The 19,129-nt window shown below is 52.7% G+C and carries 23 protein-coding genes; 14 read left to right on the top strand and 9 right to left on the bottom strand.

Annotated features, from left to right (window positions below; translation table 11 throughout):
• Positions 1-8: 8 nt before the first annotated feature.
• The gene (degS, locus tag KU854_RS08630; RefSeq protein WP_218358051.1) at positions 9-1,070 is read left to right on the top strand and encodes an outer membrane-stress sensor serine endopeptidase DegS; all 1,062 of its coding nucleotides are present in this window, start codon (positions 9-11) and stop codon (positions 1,068-1,070) included.
• A 74-nt stretch (positions 1,071-1,144) separates the two neighbouring features.
• On the opposite strand, the gene murA is transcribed toward degS, so the two are convergent.
• The 7 genes from murA to mlaF are packed head-to-tail and all read right to left on the bottom strand — an operon-like array spanning position 1,145 to position 5,711.
• The gene (gene murA, locus KU854_RS08635; RefSeq protein WP_218358052.1) at positions 1,145-2,401 is read right to left on the bottom strand and encodes a UDP-N-acetylglucosamine 1-carboxyvinyltransferase; all 1,257 of its coding nucleotides are present in this window, start codon (positions 2,399-2,401) and stop codon (positions 1,145-1,147) included.
• A gap of 17 nt (positions 2,402-2,418) precedes the next feature.
• Positions 2,419-2,682 (bottom strand): BolA family iron metabolism protein IbaG, encoded by a 264-nt coding sequence (gene ibaG / locus KU854_RS08640; protein ID WP_255555476.1) that lies wholly within the window; start codon positions 2,680-2,682, stop codon positions 2,419-2,421.
• Positions 2,679-3,002 (bottom strand): STAS domain-containing protein, encoded by a 324-nt coding sequence (locus KU854_RS08645; RefSeq protein ID WP_218358054.1) that lies wholly within the window; start codon positions 3,000-3,002, stop codon positions 2,679-2,681. Before KU854_RS08645 ends, ibaG begins: the two co-directional genes overlap by 4 nt.
• Positions 2,999-3,646 carry a phospholipid-binding protein MlaC gene (gene mlaC / locus KU854_RS08650; RefSeq protein ID WP_218358146.1) on the bottom strand — a complete coding sequence of 216 codons (648 nt, stop codon included), beginning with the start codon at positions 3,644-3,646 and terminating at the stop codon, positions 2,999-3,001. Before mlaC ends, KU854_RS08645 begins: the two co-directional genes overlap by 4 nt.
• Before the next feature lie 6 nt (positions 3,647-3,652).
• A complete protein-coding gene (gene mlaD / locus KU854_RS08655; protein WP_218358056.1) occupies positions 3,653-4,129 on the bottom strand; it encodes an outer membrane lipid asymmetry maintenance protein MlaD in 477 nt (158 codons plus the stop codon).
• A 5-nt stretch (positions 4,130-4,134) separates the two neighbouring features.
• Positions 4,135-4,917, bottom strand: coding sequence for a lipid asymmetry maintenance ABC transporter permease subunit MlaE (gene mlaE / locus KU854_RS08660; protein WP_218358057.1), 783 nt, complete (start codon positions 4,915-4,917; stop codon positions 4,135-4,137).
• Entirely contained in the window at positions 4,914-5,711 is a 798-nt protein-coding gene (mlaF, locus tag KU854_RS08665; RefSeq protein ID WP_218358058.1) for a phospholipid ABC transporter ATP-binding protein MlaF, read from the bottom strand. The genes mlaE and mlaF overlap by 4 nt, the downstream gene beginning before the upstream one ends.
• Before the next feature lie 397 nt (positions 5,712-6,108).
• Here mlaF and KU854_RS08670 point away from each other — a divergent pair, with 397 nt between their 5' ends.
• The 12 genes from KU854_RS08670 to mgtE all read left to right on the top strand — a co-directional run bounded on the left by KU854_RS08670 (position 6,109) and on the right by mgtE (position 15,398).
• Positions 6,109-7,071: a calcium/sodium antiporter gene (locus KU854_RS08670; RefSeq protein ID WP_218358059.1), complete on the top strand. Its 963-nt coding sequence runs from the start codon at positions 6,109-6,111 to the stop codon at positions 7,069-7,071.
• A gap of 11 nt (positions 7,072-7,082) precedes the next feature.
• A complete protein-coding gene (locus KU854_RS08675; protein ID WP_218358061.1) occupies positions 7,083-8,051 on the top strand; it encodes a KpsF/GutQ family sugar-phosphate isomerase in 969 nt (322 codons plus the stop codon).
• Entirely contained in the window at positions 8,051-8,608 is a 558-nt protein-coding gene (gene kdsC, locus KU854_RS08680; protein WP_218358062.1) for a 3-deoxy-manno-octulosonate-8-phosphatase KdsC, read from the top strand. The genes KU854_RS08675 and kdsC overlap by 1 nt, the downstream gene beginning before the upstream one ends.
• Positions 8,605-9,171: an LPS export ABC transporter periplasmic protein LptC gene (lptC, locus tag KU854_RS08685; RefSeq protein ID WP_054779396.1), complete on the top strand. Its 567-nt coding sequence runs from the start codon at positions 8,605-8,607 to the stop codon at positions 9,169-9,171. Before kdsC ends, lptC begins: the two co-directional genes overlap by 4 nt.
• The gene (gene lptA, locus KU854_RS08690; protein ID WP_218358064.1) at positions 9,152-9,670 is read left to right on the top strand and encodes a lipopolysaccharide transport periplasmic protein LptA; all 519 of its coding nucleotides are present in this window, start codon (positions 9,152-9,154) and stop codon (positions 9,668-9,670) included. Before lptC ends, lptA begins: the two co-directional genes overlap by 20 nt.
• 6 nt (positions 9,671-9,676) lie before the next feature.
• Complete coding sequence (lptB, locus tag KU854_RS08695) at positions 9,677-10,402, top strand: LPS export ABC transporter ATP-binding protein (protein ID WP_054779395.1); 726 nt, start codon at positions 9,677-9,679, stop codon at positions 10,400-10,402.
• Positions 10,403-10,474: 72 nt separating this feature from the next.
• Positions 10,475-11,950 carry an RNA polymerase factor sigma-54 gene (locus KU854_RS08700; RefSeq protein ID WP_218358065.1) on the top strand — a complete coding sequence of 492 codons (1,476 nt, stop codon included), beginning with the start codon at positions 10,475-10,477 and terminating at the stop codon, positions 11,948-11,950.
• Between the two features lie 26 nt (positions 11,951-11,976).
• Positions 11,977-12,264: a ribosome hibernation promoting factor gene (hpf, locus tag KU854_RS08705; RefSeq protein ID WP_218358067.1), complete on the top strand. Its 288-nt coding sequence runs from the start codon at positions 11,977-11,979 to the stop codon at positions 12,262-12,264.
• A 2-nt stretch (positions 12,265-12,266) separates the two neighbouring features.
• Positions 12,267-12,710: a PTS IIA-like nitrogen regulatory protein PtsN gene (ptsN, locus tag KU854_RS08710; RefSeq protein ID WP_218358068.1), complete on the top strand. Its 444-nt coding sequence runs from the start codon at positions 12,267-12,269 to the stop codon at positions 12,708-12,710.
• A gap of 19 nt (positions 12,711-12,729) precedes the next feature.
• On the top strand, positions 12,730-13,581 hold the full coding sequence (gene rapZ, locus KU854_RS08715) for an RNase adapter RapZ (protein ID WP_218358069.1): 852 nt from the start codon (positions 12,730-12,732) through the stop codon (positions 13,579-13,581).
• Positions 13,578-13,853, top strand: coding sequence for an HPr family phosphocarrier protein (locus tag KU854_RS08720; RefSeq protein WP_054779394.1), 276 nt, complete (start codon positions 13,578-13,580; stop codon positions 13,851-13,853). Before rapZ ends, KU854_RS08720 begins: the two co-directional genes overlap by 4 nt.
• A 177-nt stretch (positions 13,854-14,030) precedes the next feature.
• Complete coding sequence (gene mgtE / locus KU854_RS08725; protein ID WP_054779393.1) at positions 14,031-15,398, top strand: magnesium transporter; 1,368 nt, start codon at positions 14,031-14,033, stop codon at positions 15,396-15,398.
• A 187-nt stretch (positions 15,399-15,585) separates the two neighbouring features.
• Here the strand turns inward: mgtE and pmbA are convergent, their stop codons facing one another.
• The gene (gene pmbA / locus KU854_RS08730; RefSeq protein ID WP_218358070.1) at positions 15,586-16,926 is read right to left on the bottom strand and encodes a metalloprotease PmbA; all 1,341 of its coding nucleotides are present in this window, start codon (positions 16,924-16,926) and stop codon (positions 15,586-15,588) included.
• A 137-nt stretch (positions 16,927-17,063) separates the two neighbouring features.
• On the opposite strand from pmbA, the gene yjgA reads away from it, so the two are divergent.
• Positions 17,064-17,594, top strand: a complete 531-nt coding sequence (gene yjgA, locus KU854_RS08735) for a ribosome biogenesis factor YjgA (RefSeq protein ID WP_218358071.1) — start codon at positions 17,064-17,066, stop codon at positions 17,592-17,594.
• Between the two features lie 52 nt (positions 17,595-17,646).
• On the opposite strand, the gene tldD is transcribed toward yjgA, so the two are convergent.
• Positions 17,647-19,092, bottom strand: coding sequence for a metalloprotease TldD (gene tldD, locus KU854_RS08740; protein WP_218358072.1), 1,446 nt, complete (start codon positions 19,090-19,092; stop codon positions 17,647-17,649).
• Positions 19,093-19,129: the final 37 nt, after the last annotated feature.

Raw genomic sequence — 19,129 nt, forward strand, 5'->3', positions numbered from 1 at the left:
GGAGTCTCATGCTCGCAATTTTGGCACGCTCAGTGGTTTATGGCATTGCTGTCGCCGCTGTGCTTTTGGTTGCCATCCCTTCACTCCGAAACAGTCAGCTCATTCCAGAGGCAACCCTCGCCCAGTTTGAAACGGGCAACGAGTTGCTCTCATACAACTATGCTGTCCGCCGAGCTTCGCCTGCCGTCGTCAATATTTATACCCGCCGCTACAGCAGCGAAAACCGCCTGCAGTTAAATGCTGAAGGATTGGGATCCGGCGTGATCATGAGCGACAAAGGCTATATTGTTACCAACTATCATGTTGTTGCGCGAGCCGATCAGATCATCGTGGCACTGCAGGATGGCCGGATAGACACCGCCCAACTCATTGGTAAGGATCAGCGCACCGATCTGGCGGTACTGAAAATTGAGCTCGACAGCCTGCCAGTGATCCCCTTTAACGACAGTTATGATCCTGCCGTCGGTGATGTGGTTCTGGCAATCGGGAACCCCTACAATCTTGGGCAAACCACCACTTTCGGCATCATCTCAGCCACTGGGCGCCCAGGCATGAGCTTTAACCGCCAGCAGGATTTTCTTCAGACAGATGCGGCAATTAACAAAGGAAATTCCGGTGGGGCACTGGTAAATAGCCGCGGTGAACTGGTAGGGATCAACACCGCCTCTTTCCAACAGGCGACAGATATAGAAACCTATGGCATCTCCTTTGCAATCCCCTACTCCCTGACCGTAAAGATCATGCAAAAGCTGATCGCTGATGGCCGGGTGATTCGCGGTTACATTGGTGTAGAAGGACGCGAAGTTAACCCGGTGATGGCGCGCCTTCTGGATGCAGAGCAACTGCGCGGCGTGCTGATCGCCGGGATGGATCCGAATGGGCCCGCGGCGCAATCTGGCCTGAAAGTGAATGACTTGATTGTCGGTATCAACAACCAACCTATCAGCAGTTTCCGTAACGCGCTGGATCTAGTCGCTGACACGAGACCGGGAACCAAAATCCCCTTCCGCGTGATCCGCAATGGTGAGCCGCTGGATGTGACCGTCACTATCGGTGAAGACCCCAGTTAAGCGTTTAAAACGTTATTTCCACAGATACAAAAAAAGGTCACACAACGGTGACCTTTTTTACGCATGTTCGATGCTTACTCGCTGAAACGCTCGATGTTCACACCCAGTTTTTGCAGCTTGTCTTCAATGTGCTCGTAACCACGGTCGATGTGATAAATACGGTCAACAATGGTTTCGCCTTTTGCGATTGCACCTGCAATCACAAGACTTGCAGAGGCACGAAGATCGGTCGCCATAACCTGGGCACCGCTCAGGCCTTCGCAATCACCACACACAACGGTGTTACCTTCGATTTCTGCATGTGCACCCATGCGCTGAAGCTCAGGCACATGCATAAAGCGGTTTTCAAAGATGGTTTCGGTGATAATACCGGTACCTTTTGCAATCAGGTTCAGCAGGGTGAACTGAGCTTGCATGTCAGTCGGGAAACCCGGGTGCGGAGCAGTGCGAATATTCACCGCTTTCAGCTCGCGATCTGTCATATCCAGAGAGATCCAGTCATCACCGGTTTCTACCAGTGCGCCAGCATCTTCCAGCTTCGCCAGTACCGCTTCCAACAATTTTGGCGAGGTGTTGCGGCAAACAATCTTACCGCCAGACACTGCTGCTGCTACCAGGAAAGTACCGGTTTCAATGCGGTCTGCAACCACTTCGTGGTAGCCACCACCCAGACGCTCAACACCTTCAATGGTGATTGCGTCAGTGCCTGCGCCAGTGATTTTCGCACCTAACGCATTGAGGAATTTTGCACAATCGACAATCTCAGGCTCACGTGCAGCGTTTTCAATCACTGTAGTGCCTTCTGCCAGCGTTGCTGCTGACATGATAGTTACCGTCGCACCCACGCTCACTTTGTCCATGACAATGTGTGCGCCTTTCAGGCGGCCGTCAACGTGCGCTTTCACGTAGCCTTCGTCCAGCGTGATTGTCGCGCCAAGTTGCTCCAAACCGTGAATGTGCAAGTCAACTGGACGGGCACCAATCGCACAACCGCCTGGCAGGGATACCTGACCCTGACCGAAACGTGCAACCAGCGGACCCAGTGCCCAGATTGATGCACGCATGGTTTTTACCAGATCGTACGGCGCACAATATTCAGTGATATCGCTGGCATCCACATGAACGGAACCATTGCGTGTTACCTTGGCACCCAAACGTGACAACAACTCCATCGTGGTGTCGATATCGCGCAGTTTTGGAACGTTGGCAACCTCTACCGGCTCTTCAGCCAGCAGAGCAGCAAACAGGATTGGCAGGGCGGCATTTTTTGCCCCTGAAATTGTGACTTCACCACGCAGTGGGCCACCACCGTGGACACGGAATTTTTGCATGCTGTTCCTCGTGAGCGTTAAAGCGGTTGCATCAGCTTTTTGTCGCGTGCCCACTCTTCCGGGGTCAACGCTTTGATGCTAAGCGCATGGATGGCGTTCGTTCTGATGTGCTCCATCAATGGCCCATAAATTGTCTGCTGTTTTTTAACGCGAGTCATTCCATCGAACAGTGCGCCGACTGCAATCACTTCAAAGTGGCTGCCATCACCTTTTACATGCAATTCATCCAGTGTGAGTGCTTGTTCAAGAATGGCTTTGATTTCTGTTGGTTCCACAATCATTCCCCGTCAACCGATGACTTATCATCAGTAAATAGTTCTTCGATATTGCTCAGTTGTAAAAGCACGCGCAGTTGCGCGGGTATCTGGCTCAATACGAGCGTTTGCTGGTTCACAGTGAGCTGTTGCTGAAGGTGCAGCAACATTGCCATGCCTGCCGAGTCCACCCGTTTTACCTGGGAAAGATCCAGTAAAACTTGCGGCTCTTTTGGGAGCCACTCGACACGCCGACGCCAAAATGGGGGCACTGTGTCACGATCAAGCTCGCCTGACAAGCAGTAATGCCCATTTGTGTGTTTTTGAAGTGATAAAGGCTCACTCACGATTTTGTCTCTTCACGGGTGATTGGAGTCTTGGCGCGTTCAATCAGTTCCGCTGCGACTGCCTCAATGCCGTTTTTACGCAGTTGGCCGCTCCATTCGCTGGTTTTGGTATCCAGCATGCTCACGCCTTCAACCTGTACGTCAAAGCCCTGCCACTCTTCGGTCTTGCCATTTTTACGCAGGGCAAAATCCAGTCGGATTGGTGGACGAGCAGTATCGAGGATATCGACGCGCACAGACACCACCTTGCGCTTATCGTCCAGCGACTTCAGAGGCTCAATCTCAATTTCCTGGTCAGTATATTGCGTCAGGATTTGCGCGTAGGAAGCCACCAGATAATCATAAAACGCATCAGTGAACAGGTCGCGCTCTTCAGGGGTCGCTTTGCGCGCCATTGGCCCTAGTACTTTCATCGCTGCGTAGCGAACGTTGATGTAAGGCATCAACTCTTCTTTCACTACCACGCGCAGCAATTCTGGATTGGCGAGGTAAGTTTCCTTGTCGGCTTTCAGGCGGCTGAATGCGTTTTCTGCGACGCCGTTGATCAGGGCATAGGGGTCTTTGGTGTCAATTGTTGCTGCCGGTGCCAGTGATGAAAATACCAGTCCCACCACTGCAATAAGGGAGAGCATCCACTTTTTCATCATTTATTACTCCTTTGAATCGCCCACGCTGTAAAGGAACTGGCCAATCAAGTCTTCCAATACCATCGCGGAGCGTGTGTCTTCCAACAAATCGCCGTCTTGCAGCTCTTCAATACCTTCATCCATAAAGCCTGGACGGATACCGATGTACTGCTCGCCTAAAAGGCCAGAAGTTAAAATAGCGGCCGAACTGGTTTCCGGAAAATGGCCAAACTGGCTGTCAATTTCCAGCGTCACTGTTGGGATGTATTCCGGAGCAGACAATGTGATATCGCTGACACGCCCTACCACGACGCCGCCCACTTTGACTGGTGAACGCACTTTCAGGCCACCGATGTTGTCGAACTGCGCGCGCAGCGAATAGCTTTCTGACTGAGAAAAACTCTTCACGTCAGCCACCTGGAATATCAGCAGCAGTACCGCGGCGATCGCCGCCAGAACGAACGTGCCTACCCAGAATTCTGTTTTACGGTTTTGTTGCATTGAACTTAGCTCCCAAACATCAGCGCGGTCAGGACAAAATCCAGCCCCAGCACTGCTAAAGATGAATGCACAACAGTACGTGTTGTAGCGCGGCTGATCCCTTCTGACGTAGGAATGGCATCATAACCGTTGAATAGCGCAATCCAGGTCACCGTAATGGCGAACACCAGACATTTAACGAAAGACTGGCCAATGTCGTACCACAGCTCGACGGACGATTGCATCACCGCCCAGTAGCTGCCGTAATCGATGCCTTTCCAGTCGACACCGACAAGCTGGCCGCCATAAATACCGACCATCATAAAAATCATCGCCAGCAATGGCATGGAGATCACACCGGCCCAGAATCGCGGAGCAATCACACGGCGCAGCGGGTCGATGGCCATCATCTCAAGACTCGACAACTGTTCAGTGGTTTTCATCAGGCCAATTTCTGCTGTCAGTGCAGAGCCAGCGCGCCCGGCAAACAAGAGTGCCGTGACCACAGGTCCCAGTTCACGCAACAGCGACAGCGCCACCATTTGCCCCAGTGAGCTTTCTGCGCCAAAGTCTGCCAGCACCAGATAGCCCTGCAGGCTCAGCACCATGCCGATAAACAAGCCGGATACCACGATAATTGCCAGTGAGCGCACACCCACCGAATAAATCTGCGTCATTAACAGCGGGAACATTTTCGCTGGCTGGGGTTTACCCATCAGCGCCCCCAACAGCACAAACGTCGCGCGTCCCATCGTCTGGGATACCGACATTGCGCGGGCACCGACTTTTTGAACCAGATTGACGATCACGAAAACAGCTCCTGTTTAATGTCGTTGGCCGGATAGCGAAACGGTACCGGCCCATCAGCATGCCCTTTAAGGAATTGACTGACACGCGGATCGGGATTGTCACGTAAAGATTGCGGCGAACCTGAGGCTATGATTTTTCCGTTCGCCAATAGATAGACCTGATCAGCGATGCTCATTACTTCAGGGACATCATGGGAAACAACAATGGAGGTCAGACCCAGCGCCTGATTAAGGTTGCGGATCAGTGATACCAGCACCCCCATGGTAATAGGGTCCTGACCAACAAATGGCTCATCGTACATGATAAGTTCGGGGTCAAGGGCAATCGCACGTGCCAATGCAGCACGCCGTGCCATGCCGCCAGACAGGCTGCTCGGCATCAAATCCGCCGCGCCACGAAGCCCAACGGCTTCAAGCTTCAACAGTACGATTGTTTTGATAAGTGCTTCTGAAAGCGCTGTGTGCTCTCGAAGCGGATAGGCGACGTTTTCAAATACCGTCATGTCTGTGAACAGCGCGCCGGATTGAAACAGCATACTCATGCGTTTACGCGCTTCGTAAAGTTTACTGCGGGAAAGAGCGGGGATATTCTGTCCAGCGAACATGATGGTGCCACTGTCTGGCGGCAACTGACCACCAATCAGCTTTAACAGCGTGGTTTTGCCTATCCCGGAAGGCCCCATAATGGCAGTGACCTTGCCGACAGGCACGGTCAAACTGACGTCATCAAAGATCACCCTGTCGCCACGGGAAAAAGTCAGGTTGTTGATCTCAACCAAATTGTCTGTGCTCATGCGGGCCTTTTGCCGTTGCTCATCCTGATCCGTTTGTGTGCCTGATCTTAGAGACGCGAGACAGACAAAACAAGTAATTGTACGCCATTCATTTGCAAATTTCCCATCAGAAAACCATCAAATTTCAGACAGTATCTGCCTTTTATTGCATGCAGGCGCAGTAAGTAGAGTCACTTCCAAAAGGCTAGGAAAAAGTGACCTGAAACGCCCGTTTTCTGTCTTTTTTTTCACCGTTATGTGACTCTGCGAGCGGGAAGGCCATACCCTACAACGCGAGAGGGAGCACTTTTGTTGCATCGGGCCTGGAAACTCATCCGCCCTTTTTCTTCACATTTACTCAATTAGCGGTCAAAATTGCCCTTTTGTATCCTTCGCCCTCTCTTTTTAAGGAATATAAATGTTTGAAGCGACCGCTATTCTCGTCGTCGGCCTGTGTTTGTTGGTCTGGAGTGCTGACAAGCTGGTCTACGGAGCCGCCGCAATAGCCCGGAACGTCGGTATCTCCCCATTGGTGATTGGTATGACTATCCTTGCGATGGGCAGCTCTGCACCTGAAATGGTGGTCTCCGCGACAGCCGCATTGAGCGGAAAAACCGACACTGCGGTCGGTAACGTTCTCGGTTCAAACATTGCCAATATCGCTCTGATTCTGGGCGTGACTGCACTGATTAAGCCCCTTGCCATCAGCTCCGGCATCCTACGCCGTGAATTACCACTGATGCTGGGTGTGACTGTCGTGGCCGGTATTATTCTGTGGAACAATCACCTTGGCTTCGGTGAAGGCATATTGCTGTTGGTGCTATTTGCCGGCTTCTTGCTGACTATGATGAAATTTGGCCGTGAAAGCGGCGGCCAGGACCCAATTCTCCAGGAGCAGGAGTCAGAAATACCTAAAGATGTCAGCAACACCTCTGCTGCCATCTGGGTCGTAGTGGGTCTGGTGCTGCTGATTTTCAGTGCTGATATGGTAGTTGATTCAGCGGTAATTATCGCCAAAGCCTTTGGCATGAGCGACTTGGTGATCGGTCTGACTATCGTTGCCGTCGGCACCAGCTTGCCAGAGCTTGCTGCCTCTGTTGCCGGTGTACTGAAAGGTGAAGATGACCTTGCCGTCGGGAACATCATCGGTTCCAACATCTTCAACATCCTGGCTGTCATGGGTATCCCGGGTATCCTGGCACCATCCAGTATCAACCCGCTGGCAATGGAACGTGACTTCTTCGTCATGCTTGCCCTGTCAGTGCTGTTGTTTTTGTTTGCGGTGGGTAAATCGCGCACCATTAGCCGCTGGGAAGGTATTGTATTGCTTGTCTGCTTTGCTGGCTACCAAGGCTACCTGTTCACTCACCTTGCCGCTTAATCGGGACATTTATGACTGACTTTAATTTTCGCCAGGCGGGTCTGACAACCCTCAACACTGAGCTGGACGCTATCGCGCAACTGGCCCAGTACATCAATGATGACTTCACCCAAGCCTGTGAGTTGATTGTTAACGCACAAGGTAAAGTGGTGGTCATGGGGATGGGCAAATCCGGCCATATCGGAAACAAAATTGCAGCCACCCTCGCAAGCACGGGTACCCCGGCCTTCTTCGTCCATCCAGGCGAAGCGAGCCACGGCGATTTGGGCATGATTGAAAAAGGAGATGTCGTCCTCGCCATTTCCAACTCCGGTGAAGCGTCAGAAATCCTGACCTTACTGCCGGTAGTGAAACGCCGCGGTATCGCCCTGATTGCGATGACAGGCAACCCATCATCTACTATGGCGCGTCTGGCACAAATCCACCTGTGCATCAAAGTACCGAAAGAAGCCTGTCCGATTGGCCTGGCTCCAACTTCCAGCACCACCGCTACTCTGGTGATGGGCGATTCGCTGGCAGTCGCGCTGATGCAGGCTAAAGGCTTTACCGCGGATGATTTCGCCCTCTCCCATCCAGGTGGCGCATTGGGCCGCAAGCTCTTGCTGCGTATTTCAGATGTGATGCATACCGGCGAAGCACTGCCAAAAGTTTTCCCTTCAAGCACAGTGCGTGATGCCCTGTTGGAGATCTCTGCCAAAGGGTTAGGCATGACCGCCGTTGTTGATGCCGATAACACCTTGCTGGGCATCTTCACCGACGGCGACTTACGCCGCCTGCTCGACCAGCGCCTTGACCTGCACACCACCGAGATTGGTGATGTTATGGGCAAAAAACCAAGCACTGTCGACGCCGACCTGCTGGCCGCAGAAGGGCTGAAAATGATGGAAGAAAAGAAAATTAACGGTCTGTTGGTCACCGAAAATCAGACCCTGATTGGCGCATTGAACATGCACGATCTGCTGAAAGCCGGGGTAATGTGATGACAGCGATGACAGAAACCCTCTATGGCCCGGTAGCCACCGAACTGGTTCAACGCGCGGCCAATATCAAACTCTTGATTTGCGATGTTGACGGTGTGTTTTCTGACGGACGCATCTACATGGGCAATGACGGGGAAGAGCTCAAAGCCTTCCACACCCGTGATGGATATGGCGTGAAAGCGCTGATGAATGCTGGTGTAGACATTGCCATTATTACCGGCCGTAAATCCGCGATTGTGGAACGCCGCATGTCTGCACTTGGCATCCAGCACATCTATCAGGGGCAAGACGACAAAGCCGCTGCCTATGACGATTTGTGCCAACGTCTCACTATTCCGGCGTCGCAGACTGCGTATATCGGCGATGATTTGATTGATTGGGCGGTCATGTCCCAAGTGGGACTGTCCGTGTGCGTCAACGACGGACACCCGCTATTGGCAAAACGCGCCGATTTGGTGACCCGTACGCCAGGCGGTTATGGCGCAGTGCGTGAAGTGTGTGACCTTATTCTCGAAGCGCGCGGTGAACTCGATGCGCACAAAGGGCTCAGTATATGATGTTGCAACGGCTTGGTATTCTTCTCCTGCTGGTCGCGTGTGGTTTCACCGGTTATTACCTGGTTGAGCGCCACTACTGGCAGGAAGATGAACAAGTTGCACCGGATGCAGAGAAGCCACTGTTCACCGCGGAAAATGTGGAATCCACCAGCTACAACGCAAAGGGGATCCGCAGCTACCGCCTGGAATCGGAACACATTGAACATTTCCAGAAAATCGACGAAACCCACTTTAATGAACCGGTGCTCTGGACCTACAGTGACGGCAAGGAAGAAGAGTGGCGTGTCAGTTCCAATTTCGCCGTACTGGAAGGTAACCGCACATTAGTGATGACAGGCAAGGTCAGGATCTTTAACCTGTTGCCAGATGCCCAGATAAAAGTCGTCACGACAGAACAGCTTACACTGGATCTCGTGACGCGGGATTTCTGGTCCGACACAGAAACAGATATTACCGGTGTCTCCCTCCAGACACGCGGCGAAAAATCAAAAGGGAACTTTGGCACTCATCAGATGGAACTGATTGATCAAGTGAAGAGCAGGTATGAACCGAAATCGAAATAAATTCTTTGCTGTGCTGCTGATGGTGATGTCAGGTAGCGCAATGGCCCTCTCGACCGACTCGGAGCAGCCTATCTACATCGACTCTGACTCTCAGAACCTCGACATGAAAACCAACACCGTCGTCTTTACGGGCAACGTATACCTGCGTCAGGGCTCAATCCGCCTGAATGCGGACAAAGTGGTGGTAACTCGCCCAACCGGTACTGAAGGTGTTGAAGTCATTGATGCCTACGGCAAACCGGCAACATTCCAGCAAACCATGGATGACGGCAAGAAAATCGACGGCAAAGCCAACGACCTGCGTTACGAGACCGGCATCGGTTTTCTGACCATGACCAACAACGCCGTGCTGACCCAGGAAGGCGGCAACGTGATTGAGGGACAGAAAATCACCTACAACATCAACAAACAGTTGTTGGTGGCTGAAAGTGATAACAACTCACGCGTTACCACTATCCTGCAACCGCAGACCAAACAAGACAAACAAGATAAGAACTGATAACGCATGGCTACTCTGACCGCTCAAAACCTGGCGAAAAGTTATAACGGCCGTAAGGTCGTAACCGACGTCAGCCTGGAAGTGAAATCCGGCGAAATCGTTGGCCTGCTTGGCCCTAACGGTGCGGGGAAAACCACCTCGTTTTACATGATCGTCGGGTTGGTGGCGCGTGATACTGGCACCATCAAGATTGACGATACCGATATCAGTATCCAGCCAATGCACAACCGTTCCCGCATGGGGATCGGGTATCTGCCTCAGGAAGCGTCTATCTTCCGTAAGCTCAGCGTTTACGACAATCTGATGGCAGTATTACAAACCCGCTCCGACCTGACCAAGGCTGAGCGTCAGGACAAAGCCGAAGACCTGCTGGACGAATTCAACATCCAGCACATCCGAAACAGCATGGGCATGGCATTGTCAGGTGGCGAACGCCGTCGCGTGGAAATTGCCCGCGCTCTGGCAGCCAACCCGAAATTTATCCTGCTGGATGAACCTTTCGCCGGTGTTGACCCGATTTCGGTTATCGACATCAAAAAAATCATCGAACACCTGCGCGATCGCGGATTGGGCGTTTTGATCACCGACCACAACGTTCGTGAGACACTCAGTGTTTGTGAGCACGCCTATATTGTGAGCCAAGGACACTTGATTGCCCATGGCACACCTGATGAAGTGCTGAACGATGAGCACGTAAAACGAGTCTATCTCGGCGACCAGTTCAGGCTATAGTTAAAGAGTAAGGTTGGCGAACCGCTCTCTATGCACTGATAAAAAGATAAAAGGAAAGGTGCCTGTATTACTATGAAACCCTCGCTTCAGCTAAAGCTTGGTCAGCAACTTGCAATGACGCCCCAACTGCAACAGGCAATCCGCCTGCTTCAGTTGTCGACGCTTGATTTGCAGCAGGAGATCCAAGAAGCACTCGAAGCAAACCCATTGCTCGAGCAGGATGAGTCCAATGACGACATACCTGACAGAGACCAGTCGCAAGATTACGAGGGTGACGAAAACATCAGCGCCAGCGCCGACAACCATGATGATTTGGATACGTCTGATGCGCTTGGTCAGCAGGAGATGCCTGAAGACCTGCCGGTAGACACTACTTGGGATGACGTATACAGCGCCAACACGGGCAGCACCGGTATATCAGTGGGCGATGACATTCCTGTCTATCAGGGTGAAACCACCGAAACCCTGCTCGATTATCTCAACTGGCAACTCCAGCTCACCCCTTTCACTGAAGTCGATTTGGCCATTGCCACCGCCATCATTGATGCGGTAGATGACAAAGGCTACCTCACGGTGACCGCCGAAGATATCCTCGAAAGCCTTGGCGCTGAAGAAGGTGAGGTGGAACTTGACGAAGTGGAAGCGGTGCTCAAACGCGTACAGCAATTTGACCCACTCGGCGTCGCATCCCGCTCATTGCAAGAATGCTTACTTATCCAACTTGCTGCATTTGCGCCTGATACCCCGTGGCTAGAAGAGGCTCGCATGGTACTGCGCGGCCACATGGATTTGCTGGCCAACCGAGACTACCGCCAGTTGATGAAAGAGACCAAGCTCCGCGAGCCTGATCTGAAAGAAGTGATGCGTCTCATCCACAGCCTTGAGCCGCGTCCAGGCAACCTGATTGTTACCAACGAAGCGGAATACGTCATTCCGGACGTCTCTGTGTTTAAAGACCGCGGCAAGTGGGTCGTGCAGATCAACCCGGATGCCGTGCCGCGCCTCAAAGTAAATCAACAGTATGCCGCGCTGACCAAAAACGGTTGCAGTGCCGCAGACAGCCAGTTTATCCGCAGTCACCTGCAAGATGCCAAGTGGCTGATTAAAAGCCTGGAAAGTCGCAATGAAACCCTGCTAAAAGTGGCGCGTTGTATCGTTGAGCACCAGCAGGATTTCTTTGAATACGGCGAAGAAGCCATGAAACCGATGGTTCTCAATGACATCGCACTGGCGGTGGACATGCATGAATCCACCATCTCCCGTGTTACCACCCAAAAATACATGCACACGCCTCGCGGCATCTTTGAACTGAAATACTTTTTCTCCAGCCATGTCAGTACCGACAATGGCGGGGAATGCAGCTCTACGGCAATCCGCGCGCTGGTCAAAAAACTGGTCGCCGCCGAAAATCCGGCCAAGCCACTCAGCGACAGCAAGATTGCCACACTGCTGGCGGAGCAAGGGATCCAGGTCGCTAGACGAACGATAGCCAAATATCGTGAGTCACTGGGTATTGCACCGTCTAATCAGCGCAAACGCCTTATCTAGGCGTCTCAACCAGAAGGAAGATGTTTATGCAAATCAATCTATCCGGTCACCACATCGAAATCACTGACGCCCTCAGAGATTACGTGACAACCAAGTTTGATAAGCTTGAACGATTTTTTGAACACATCAATAACGTTCATGTAGTGCTTAACGTCGAAAAACTGCAGCAGATTGCCGAAGCGACCCTGCATGTCAACAATGGCGAGATCCATGCCAAAGCGGATTCTGAAAACATGTATGCGGCGATCGACGCGCTGACCGACAAGCTGATAAAACAGTTAACCAAACACAAAGAAAAGATGAACAGCCATTAATCATGGAACTTAAAGACGTACTCAAACTGGACTGCACCAAAAGTGCAGTCCTTTGTTCTAGTAAGAAACGTGCACTGGAACTGATCAGCGAACTGGCTGCAGAGCAACTGGATCAGAACCCACAAAAACTGTTCGAGTGCATGCTCTCGCGCGAGAAAATGGGCAGTACCGGTATTGGTAGTGGTATTGCTATTCCCCATGGAAGGATCTTTAACAGCGATCAGGCTGTGGGGGTTTTTATCCAATGCGCAGAGCCGATCGAGTTTGATGCCATTGATAACCAGCCCGTCGATTTGCTCTTTGCCCTTTTGGTGCCGGACGATCAATGCAAAGAACACCTCAAAACCCTGTCTATGATCGCGCAAAAGCTTGGAGACAAACAAATCTGCCGCCAGCTACGCCACGCCGCTTCCGATCAAGAACTGTTCGACATCATCACCGGCTAATCAGACAGGACTTTCCATTATGCAGTTGAAAATCGTCAGTGGTCGCTCAGGTTCAGGTAAATCCGTCGCCTTACGCGTACTGGAAGATTTAGGGTATTACTGCGTTGATAACCTTCCCGTGACATTACTGCCGCAATTTGTCGCAAGTCAGAATGGTGACGAAGCGAATATCGCCGTCAGTATTGATATCCGCAACATGCCCGCCGATCCGGACGAGATCACTCATACCCTGGCGAAACTGCCTGATGATCTTGATATCGATATCTTCTTCCTCGATGCCGATGACAGTGAGTTGGTCAAACGCTTCAGCGAAACCCGCCGCCTGCATCCTTTAAGCCGCGACAACCTGACGCTGGAACAAGCCATTGAGCGCGAAAAGCAGATGCTTACGCCACTCAAAGAGCGCGCGGACAAAGTCATCAATACCTCGAAACATTCAGTACACGATCTCAGCGAAGCGGTTCGCTCTCTGGTGTTGGGACGTACCAACCGGGATCTGGTGATGGTCTTTGAATCCTTCGGCTTCAAACACGGTTTACCGTCCGATGCCGACTACGTATTCGATGTTCGCTTTCTGCCAAATCCACACTGGGAACCCGCACTTCGTCCTCTTACCGGGCTCGATGAGCCAGTAAAAATGTTCCTCGCCGCCGAGCAAGATGTCGCCATGCTGATAGCCCAGATAAAAAGCTTTCTGGAATCCTGGTTGCCATCGCTGGAGAAAAACAACCGCAGTTATCTCACCGTCGCCATCGGCTGCACCGGTGGCCAGCACCGCTCGGTTTATATCGCGCAGGTTCTTGGTGACTACTTTGCAGCGACCGGACATCAGGTTCAAATTCGCCACCGCACCCTTGAAGGAAAAGTATGACGTCTCTCAGTAAAGAGGTGCTGATCCGCAATCGCCTCGGCCTTCATGCCCGCGCCGCCGTTAAACTGGTCGAGCTGGCACAGAGTTTTGATGCCACTGTAATGCTGAGCAAAGACGAACAATCCGTGACCGCCGACAGCGTCATGGGGATCCTGCTGCTCGACTCCAGCCAGGGCGAAAAGATCACTGTTTCTGCCGAAGGTACACAGGCTGAAGAAGCCTTTGATGCCATCACGGCTTTGATCGAAGCGGGCTTTGACGAAGACAACTGACCGCTTCGCCAAACAACCTGAAACACGCCTGAATCAGGTTGTTTGGTGCCAGTCTCAAAACTCACCCACATCAAATCCTTCTCTCGCCCCACCAGCCACCAAATGCCCAAAGACACTACGGGTCGTTTACGTTAATATTCATGTCATTACAAAGCCCGCTGTTGTTCGGACATATCCATGGCAGAGAATTACGAAGTAGAACAATCCAGCCAAACGCATCAGACGTTGCAGGAGGTCAGCCGTGCGCTTGAAAACGGCATGTTCGTGCATGTGCGTCGTCTTCTTGAGGACATGGAGCCTGAAGACATTGCACACCTGCTCGAAGCCTCCCCGCCGAAAAGCCGTCTGGTACTTTGGCAATTAACCGACCCTGAAGAACAGGGCGAGATCCTCGAAGAGCTTTCCGAAGATGTGAAAGACGGCATCATGGTGCGTATGCAGCCGGAGCAGCTTGCCGCTGCAACGGAAGGCATGGATACCGATGATGTCGCCTACCTGCTGCGAAGCTTGCCAGACAACGTTTCACAAGACGTACTGGCACAGATGGATGCTCAGGATCGCGCCCGCGTAGAACAGGCACTGGCTTATCCGGAAGATACTGCCGGCGGCATGATGAACATCGACGTGGTGACCATCCGCTCGGATGTGACCGTCGATGTGGTACTGCGTTATCTGCGCATGCGCGGCGAACTGCCGGAAGCCACTGACGCCCTTTATGTCGTCGATGAAAACAGCCGCCTCATCGGTGAGCTGCCTATCACGGTACTTTTGACCTCCCAGCCGGACACCGAAGTGCTGGAAGTGATGGAAGACGTTGATGACGCAATCCCGGTCGAGATGGAAGACAGCGAAGTCGCTAGCCTGTTTGAGCGCCGCAACTGGGTTTCAGCGCCCGTTGTTGATGAGGAATACCAGTTGGTTGGCCGTATCACCATCGATGACGTGGTCGATATCATCCGTGAGGATGCCGAGCACTCTATGATGAGTATGGCCGGTCTGGATGATGAAGAGGACACCTTCGCTCCGGTACTGAAATCAGCCAAAAGCCGCAGTATCTGGCTCGGTGCCAACGTATTGGCCGCCTTGGCTGCTGCGTCCGTTTCGAACCTGTTTGAACACACCCTGGATCAAATGGCGGCCATTGCGGTATTGATGACCATCGTGCCATCAATGGGCGGTGTGGCCGGTAACCAGACTGTCGCGCTGGTGATCCGCGGTCTTGCTGTAGGCCATATCGGTGAGTCCAACACCCGCTGGCTGCTGAACAAAGAAGCCTTGGTTGGACTACTGAACGGCGTGCTCTGGGCCTGTATTATCGGCGGCGTGGTTGTGCTGTGGAAAGGCAACCTGATGCTGGGCGGTATTATAGCCGCCGCCATGCTGACTAACCTGGTGGTTGCCGGTGTTGCTGGTGTGACTGTCCCTATCCTGCTGAAGAAGATGAAAGTCGACCCTGCCCTTGCTGGCGGTATGGCACTCACCACCATCACAGACATGGTTGGCCTCTCAGTCTTTCTTGGCCTCGCCACCCTCTTCCTCGTATAACGAAAAAAGGCTTTCAGATGAAAGCCTTTTTACTAAATATCAAATTGATACTAGGTATTTTGTGCTAAGCCAATTTTGCTGTAGCTAGGCCTCAAGCTTTTGAATCCCCGGGAGCTTAGTTCACTAAGTGACTGGGGTGAAAAAGCGTAGAGAACAACGCTACAGCGTAATTGGCGACGCACAAAAGTTATTCGCCGCCAACTTTCAGTGACTCGATAAGAATCGACCCCGTTTGGATTTGGCTACGAAACTCAGTGTCTGCACCTACGGCCACGATCTGCTTGTACATATCGGCCAGGTTACCTGCGATGGTAATTTCGCTCACTGGGTATTTGATTTCGCCGTTTTCAACGTAGAAGCCTGCTGCGCCTCGGGAGTAGTCACCTGTCACCACATTCACGCCCTGTCCCATCAATTCAGTTACCAGCAGACCGGTACCCAGCTCTTTTAGCATCTGCTCGAAAGACTGGCCGGTGTTTTTGATAAACCAGTTGTGGATACCACCTGCATGGCCGGTTGGCTGCATGCCAAGCTTACGCGCGGCGTAGCTGGTTGCCAGATAGGTTTGCAGGGTACCGTCTTTGATGATTTCCAGATCGCGGGTGATCAGACCTTCGCTGTCAAACGGTGCACTCGCCATCCCTTTCAGGATATGCGGGCGCTCGCTGATCTCGAACCACTCAGGCAGGATCTGGTGACCCAGCTTATCCAGCAGGAAAGAAGACTTGCGGTACAGGTTTGAGCCACTGATCGCCATTACCAGATGTCCCAGCAGACCGGTTGCCACATCCGCGGCAAACATTACCGGCATCTGACCGGTTGCCAGACGGCGGGGTTCCATGCGGGCGATGGTTTTTTCCGCCGCTTCAATACCGACACGCTCTGGCGTCCACAGTTCGTTTTTGTCACGCGCCACTGTGTAGCTGTAATCGCGCTCCATGCCTTTGCTGTCTTCGGTAATCACGCTACAACTGATGCTGTGTCGGCTGGAAGCATAGCTGCCGAGCATGCCGTGGCTGTTACCATAGACGCGCACACCGTAGTGGCTGTCGTAGCTGGCACCGTCACTGAATTTAATGCGCTTGTCGTGTTCCAGTGCAGCGCGTTCTGCAGCAATCGCTTTTTCGGCGGCGTGATCCGGCTCTGGCTCATCCGGGTAGAACAGATCCAAGTCCGGGTATTCATAGGCCATCAGCTCAGCTGGTGCTGGTCCGGAAAACGGATCTTCCGAGGTGTAGTTGGCGATATCCAGCGCGGCTTCTACGGTCTGGGCAATCGCTTTTTCAGAAAGATCTGAGGTTGACGCACTGCCTTTACGCTGACCACGGTAGACAGTGATCCCCAGTGCGCCGTCGCTGTTGAACTCTACGTTCTCGACTTCACACATGCGGGTAGAAACACTGATCCCGGTCGTTTTGGTGATTGCCACTTCTGCGGCATCCGCCTTTTTACCGGCCAGTTCCAGCGCACGGCTTACTGCCGCTTCCAGCTCAGCGCGTTGCTGAGCAACCTGTTGTTTCACGTCCATAAGATCTTCAATCAATGAGTGTTGTCGCTAAGCATACCATCCGAGTAGAGGTCTATGCTTAAAAAACACCAGCAAAATTCGACATTCTTGATAAGATACGCGGTTATCGAAACCGTTAAACAACCTCGGGAAGCATTATGGCCCGCAAGAACAAACGAGAGCCTTGGGAAGAGGAAGAAGAGATCATCTGGGTCAGCAAGTCCGAGATGAAACGCGACATGGAAGCGCTGCAGAAACTGGGCGAAGAGCTTGTTGCCCTGAAACCCGCTGTTCTGGCGAAATTTCCGCTGGACGAAGACTTGCGTGAAGCGATTGCTGACGCGCAGCGTTTTGAAAAAGAAGCCCGTCGCCGCCAACTGCAACGCATTGGTAAGTTGATGCGCGCTGTCGATCCTGAGCCAATTCAGGCTGCGCTGGATCTGCTGAATAACAAGCACAGCCAGCAGTCTATTGAGCTGCATAAGCTGGAAAAAATGCGTGACCGCGTGGTTGCTGAAGGCGACAAAGCGATCAACGACGTGATGGCACTGCATCCGAAGGCGGATCGCCAGAAGCTGCGCCAGCTGGCTCGCCAGGCGAAGAAAGAGCAGGAAGGCAACAAGCCACCTAAGGCTTACCGCGAGATCTTCCAGTATCTGAAAGCGCTGAAAGCCGAATCTGAAGCGTAAAAAAGCCGGGGAAACCCGGCTTTTTGTTATCTGGTATCTGCTGGCTACAGACTTATTCCGTGCCGCCCACTGTCATTGCATCCAGCTTCAGGGTTGGCTGGCCGACACCGACGGCGACACTCTGGCCTGCTTTACCACACACGCCCACACCGCGGTCAAGTTTAAGATCGTTACCCACCATAGATACCTGCTGCATGGCTTCGATGCCGCTGCCGATCAGGGTCGCACCTTTGACTGGCGTGGTCACTTTACCGTTTTCAATCAGGTAGGCTTCGCTGGTTGAGAACACAAACTTGCCCGAGGTGATATCCACCTGACCGCCACCGAAGTTTGGCGCGTACAGGCCATATTCCACGCTGCTGATGATCTCTTCCGGCGTGCTTTCGCCAGCCAGCATGTAAGTATTGGTCATGCGCGGCATAGGCAGGTGTGCATAGGATTCACGGCGGCCGTTACCGGTTGGCGCAACGCCCATCAGTTTGGCATTGTGCTTGTCCTGCATGTAGCCTTTGAGGATACCGTTCTCAATCAGCACGTTGTACTGACCCGGTACACCTTCATCATCGATATTGAGCGAACCGCGGCGGTCTTGCAGCGTACCGTCATCGACGATAGTACACAGCGGAGAGGTCACCTGCTCACCAATCTGACCGGTAAAGACAGACGACTCTTTACGGTTAAAGTCACCCTCCAGACCGTGACCTACCGCTTCATGCAGCAATACACCCGGCCAGCCTGCACCAAGAACCACTGGCATAGTACCCGCCGGTGCTGCCTTGGCATGCAGATTCACCAGCGCCTGACGTACCGCTTCATCGGCATAGTTCATTGCCACGCTCTTGCCGTTCTCTTCCGACGCAAAGTACTGGTAACCGAAACGGCCACCGCCACCGGCAGCACCACGCTCACGACGGCCATCTTTCTCTACCAGCACGCTGACAGAAAAACGCACCAGTGGTCGCACATCTGCCGCATAGGTGCCATCGGTTGCTGCAATCAGCACCTGCTCGTAAACACCGACAATGCTGACAGAGACTTCCTGCACCAACGGCTCTTTGGCACGCACATAGGCATCGACCTCTTTCAGCAGGGCGATTTTTTCCTGCTTGGTCATGCTTTGCAGCGGGTCAACAGCCTGATAAATCATTGGATACTGGCGGGTTGCAAAGGCTGACACTTTCAGCTTGCCACCTTTGTCGGCAATGCCGCGCGCAGCCGTTGCGCTTTGCATCAGGGCATCGGCATTGATTTGGTCAGAATAGGCAAAACCGGTCTTCTCTCCGCTGATAGCGCGCACGCCCACACCGCGGTCGATGTTGAATGAACCGTCTTTGATAATGCTGTCTTCCAACACCAGAGATTCATGCCAACAAGACTGAAAATAGACATCGCCGTAATCGATATTGCGGGCAGCCAAATGCTCCAGCGTGTGGCTGAGTTGATCTTTACTGACACCGGACAGGTGCAGCATCGTTTCTTCGACGTGTTCCAGACTCATGAATTCACTGCTCTTTAGCGCTGAAAAAGGGATGTCC

Source organism: Enterovibrio paralichthyis, assembly GCF_019209835.1.
GTDB classification, from domain to species: domain Bacteria; phylum Pseudomonadota; class Gammaproteobacteria; order Enterobacterales; family Vibrionaceae; genus Enterovibrio; species Enterovibrio paralichthyis.

Bases quoted from the DNA above. Each gene is read 5' to 3' on its own strand.
- mlaF (WP_218358058.1), bottom strand. From the start codon at position 5,711: ATGAGCACAGACAATTTGGTTGAGATCAACAACCTGACTTTTTCCCGT.
- pmbA (WP_218358070.1), bottom strand. From the start codon at position 16,926: ATGGACGTGAAACAACAGGTTGCTCAGCAACGCGCTGAGCTGGAAGCG.
- mlaC (WP_218358146.1), bottom strand. From the start codon at position 3,646: ATGAAAAAGTGGATGCTCTCCCTTATTGCAGTGGTGGGACTGGTATTT.
- rapZ (WP_218358069.1), top strand. From the start codon at position 12,730: ATGCAGTTGAAAATCGTCAGTGGTCGCTCAGGTTCAGGTAAATCCGTC.
- tldD (WP_218358072.1), bottom strand. From the start codon at position 19,092: ATGAGTCTGGAACACGTCGAAGAAACGATGCTGCACCTGTCCGGTGTC.
- hpf (WP_218358067.1), top strand. From the start codon at position 11,977: ATGCAAATCAATCTATCCGGTCACCACATCGAAATCACTGACGCCCTC.
- KU854_RS08670 (WP_218358059.1), top strand. From the start codon at position 6,109: ATGTTTGAAGCGACCGCTATTCTCGTCGTCGGCCTGTGTTTGTTGGTC.
- mgtE (WP_054779393.1), top strand. From the start codon at position 14,031: ATGGCAGAGAATTACGAAGTAGAACAATCCAGCCAAACGCATCAGACG.
- kdsC (WP_218358062.1), top strand. From the start codon at position 8,051: ATGACAGCGATGACAGAAACCCTCTATGGCCCGGTAGCCACCGAACTG.
- murA (WP_218358052.1), bottom strand. From the start codon at position 2,401: ATGCAAAAATTCCGTGTCCACGGTGGTGGCCCACTGCGTGGTGAAGTC.
- yjgA (WP_218358071.1), top strand. From the start codon at position 17,064: ATGGCCCGCAAGAACAAACGAGAGCCTTGGGAAGAGGAAGAAGAGATC.
- lptA (WP_218358064.1), top strand. From the start codon at position 9,152: ATGAACCGAAATCGAAATAAATTCTTTGCTGTGCTGCTGATGGTGATG.
- mlaD (WP_218358056.1), bottom strand. From the start codon at position 4,129: ATGCAACAAAACCGTAAAACAGAATTCTGGGTAGGCACGTTCGTTCTG.
- KU854_RS08700 (WP_218358065.1), top strand. From the start codon at position 10,475: ATGAAACCCTCGCTTCAGCTAAAGCTTGGTCAGCAACTTGCAATGACG.
- lptB (WP_054779395.1), top strand. From the start codon at position 9,677: ATGGCTACTCTGACCGCTCAAAACCTGGCGAAAAGTTATAACGGCCGT.
- KU854_RS08720 (WP_054779394.1), top strand. From the start codon at position 13,578: ATGACGTCTCTCAGTAAAGAGGTGCTGATCCGCAATCGCCTCGGCCTT.
- KU854_RS08675 (WP_218358061.1), top strand. From the start codon at position 7,083: ATGACTGACTTTAATTTTCGCCAGGCGGGTCTGACAACCCTCAACACT.
- lptC (WP_054779396.1), top strand. From the start codon at position 8,605: ATGATGTTGCAACGGCTTGGTATTCTTCTCCTGCTGGTCGCGTGTGGT.
- ibaG (WP_255555476.1), bottom strand. From the start codon at position 2,682: ATGATTGTGGAACCAACAGAAATCAAAGCCATTCTTGAACAAGCACTC.
- ptsN (WP_218358068.1), top strand. From the start codon at position 12,267: ATGGAACTTAAAGACGTACTCAAACTGGACTGCACCAAAAGTGCAGTC.
- degS (WP_218358051.1), top strand. From the start codon at position 9: ATGCTCGCAATTTTGGCACGCTCAGTGGTTTATGGCATTGCTGTCGCC.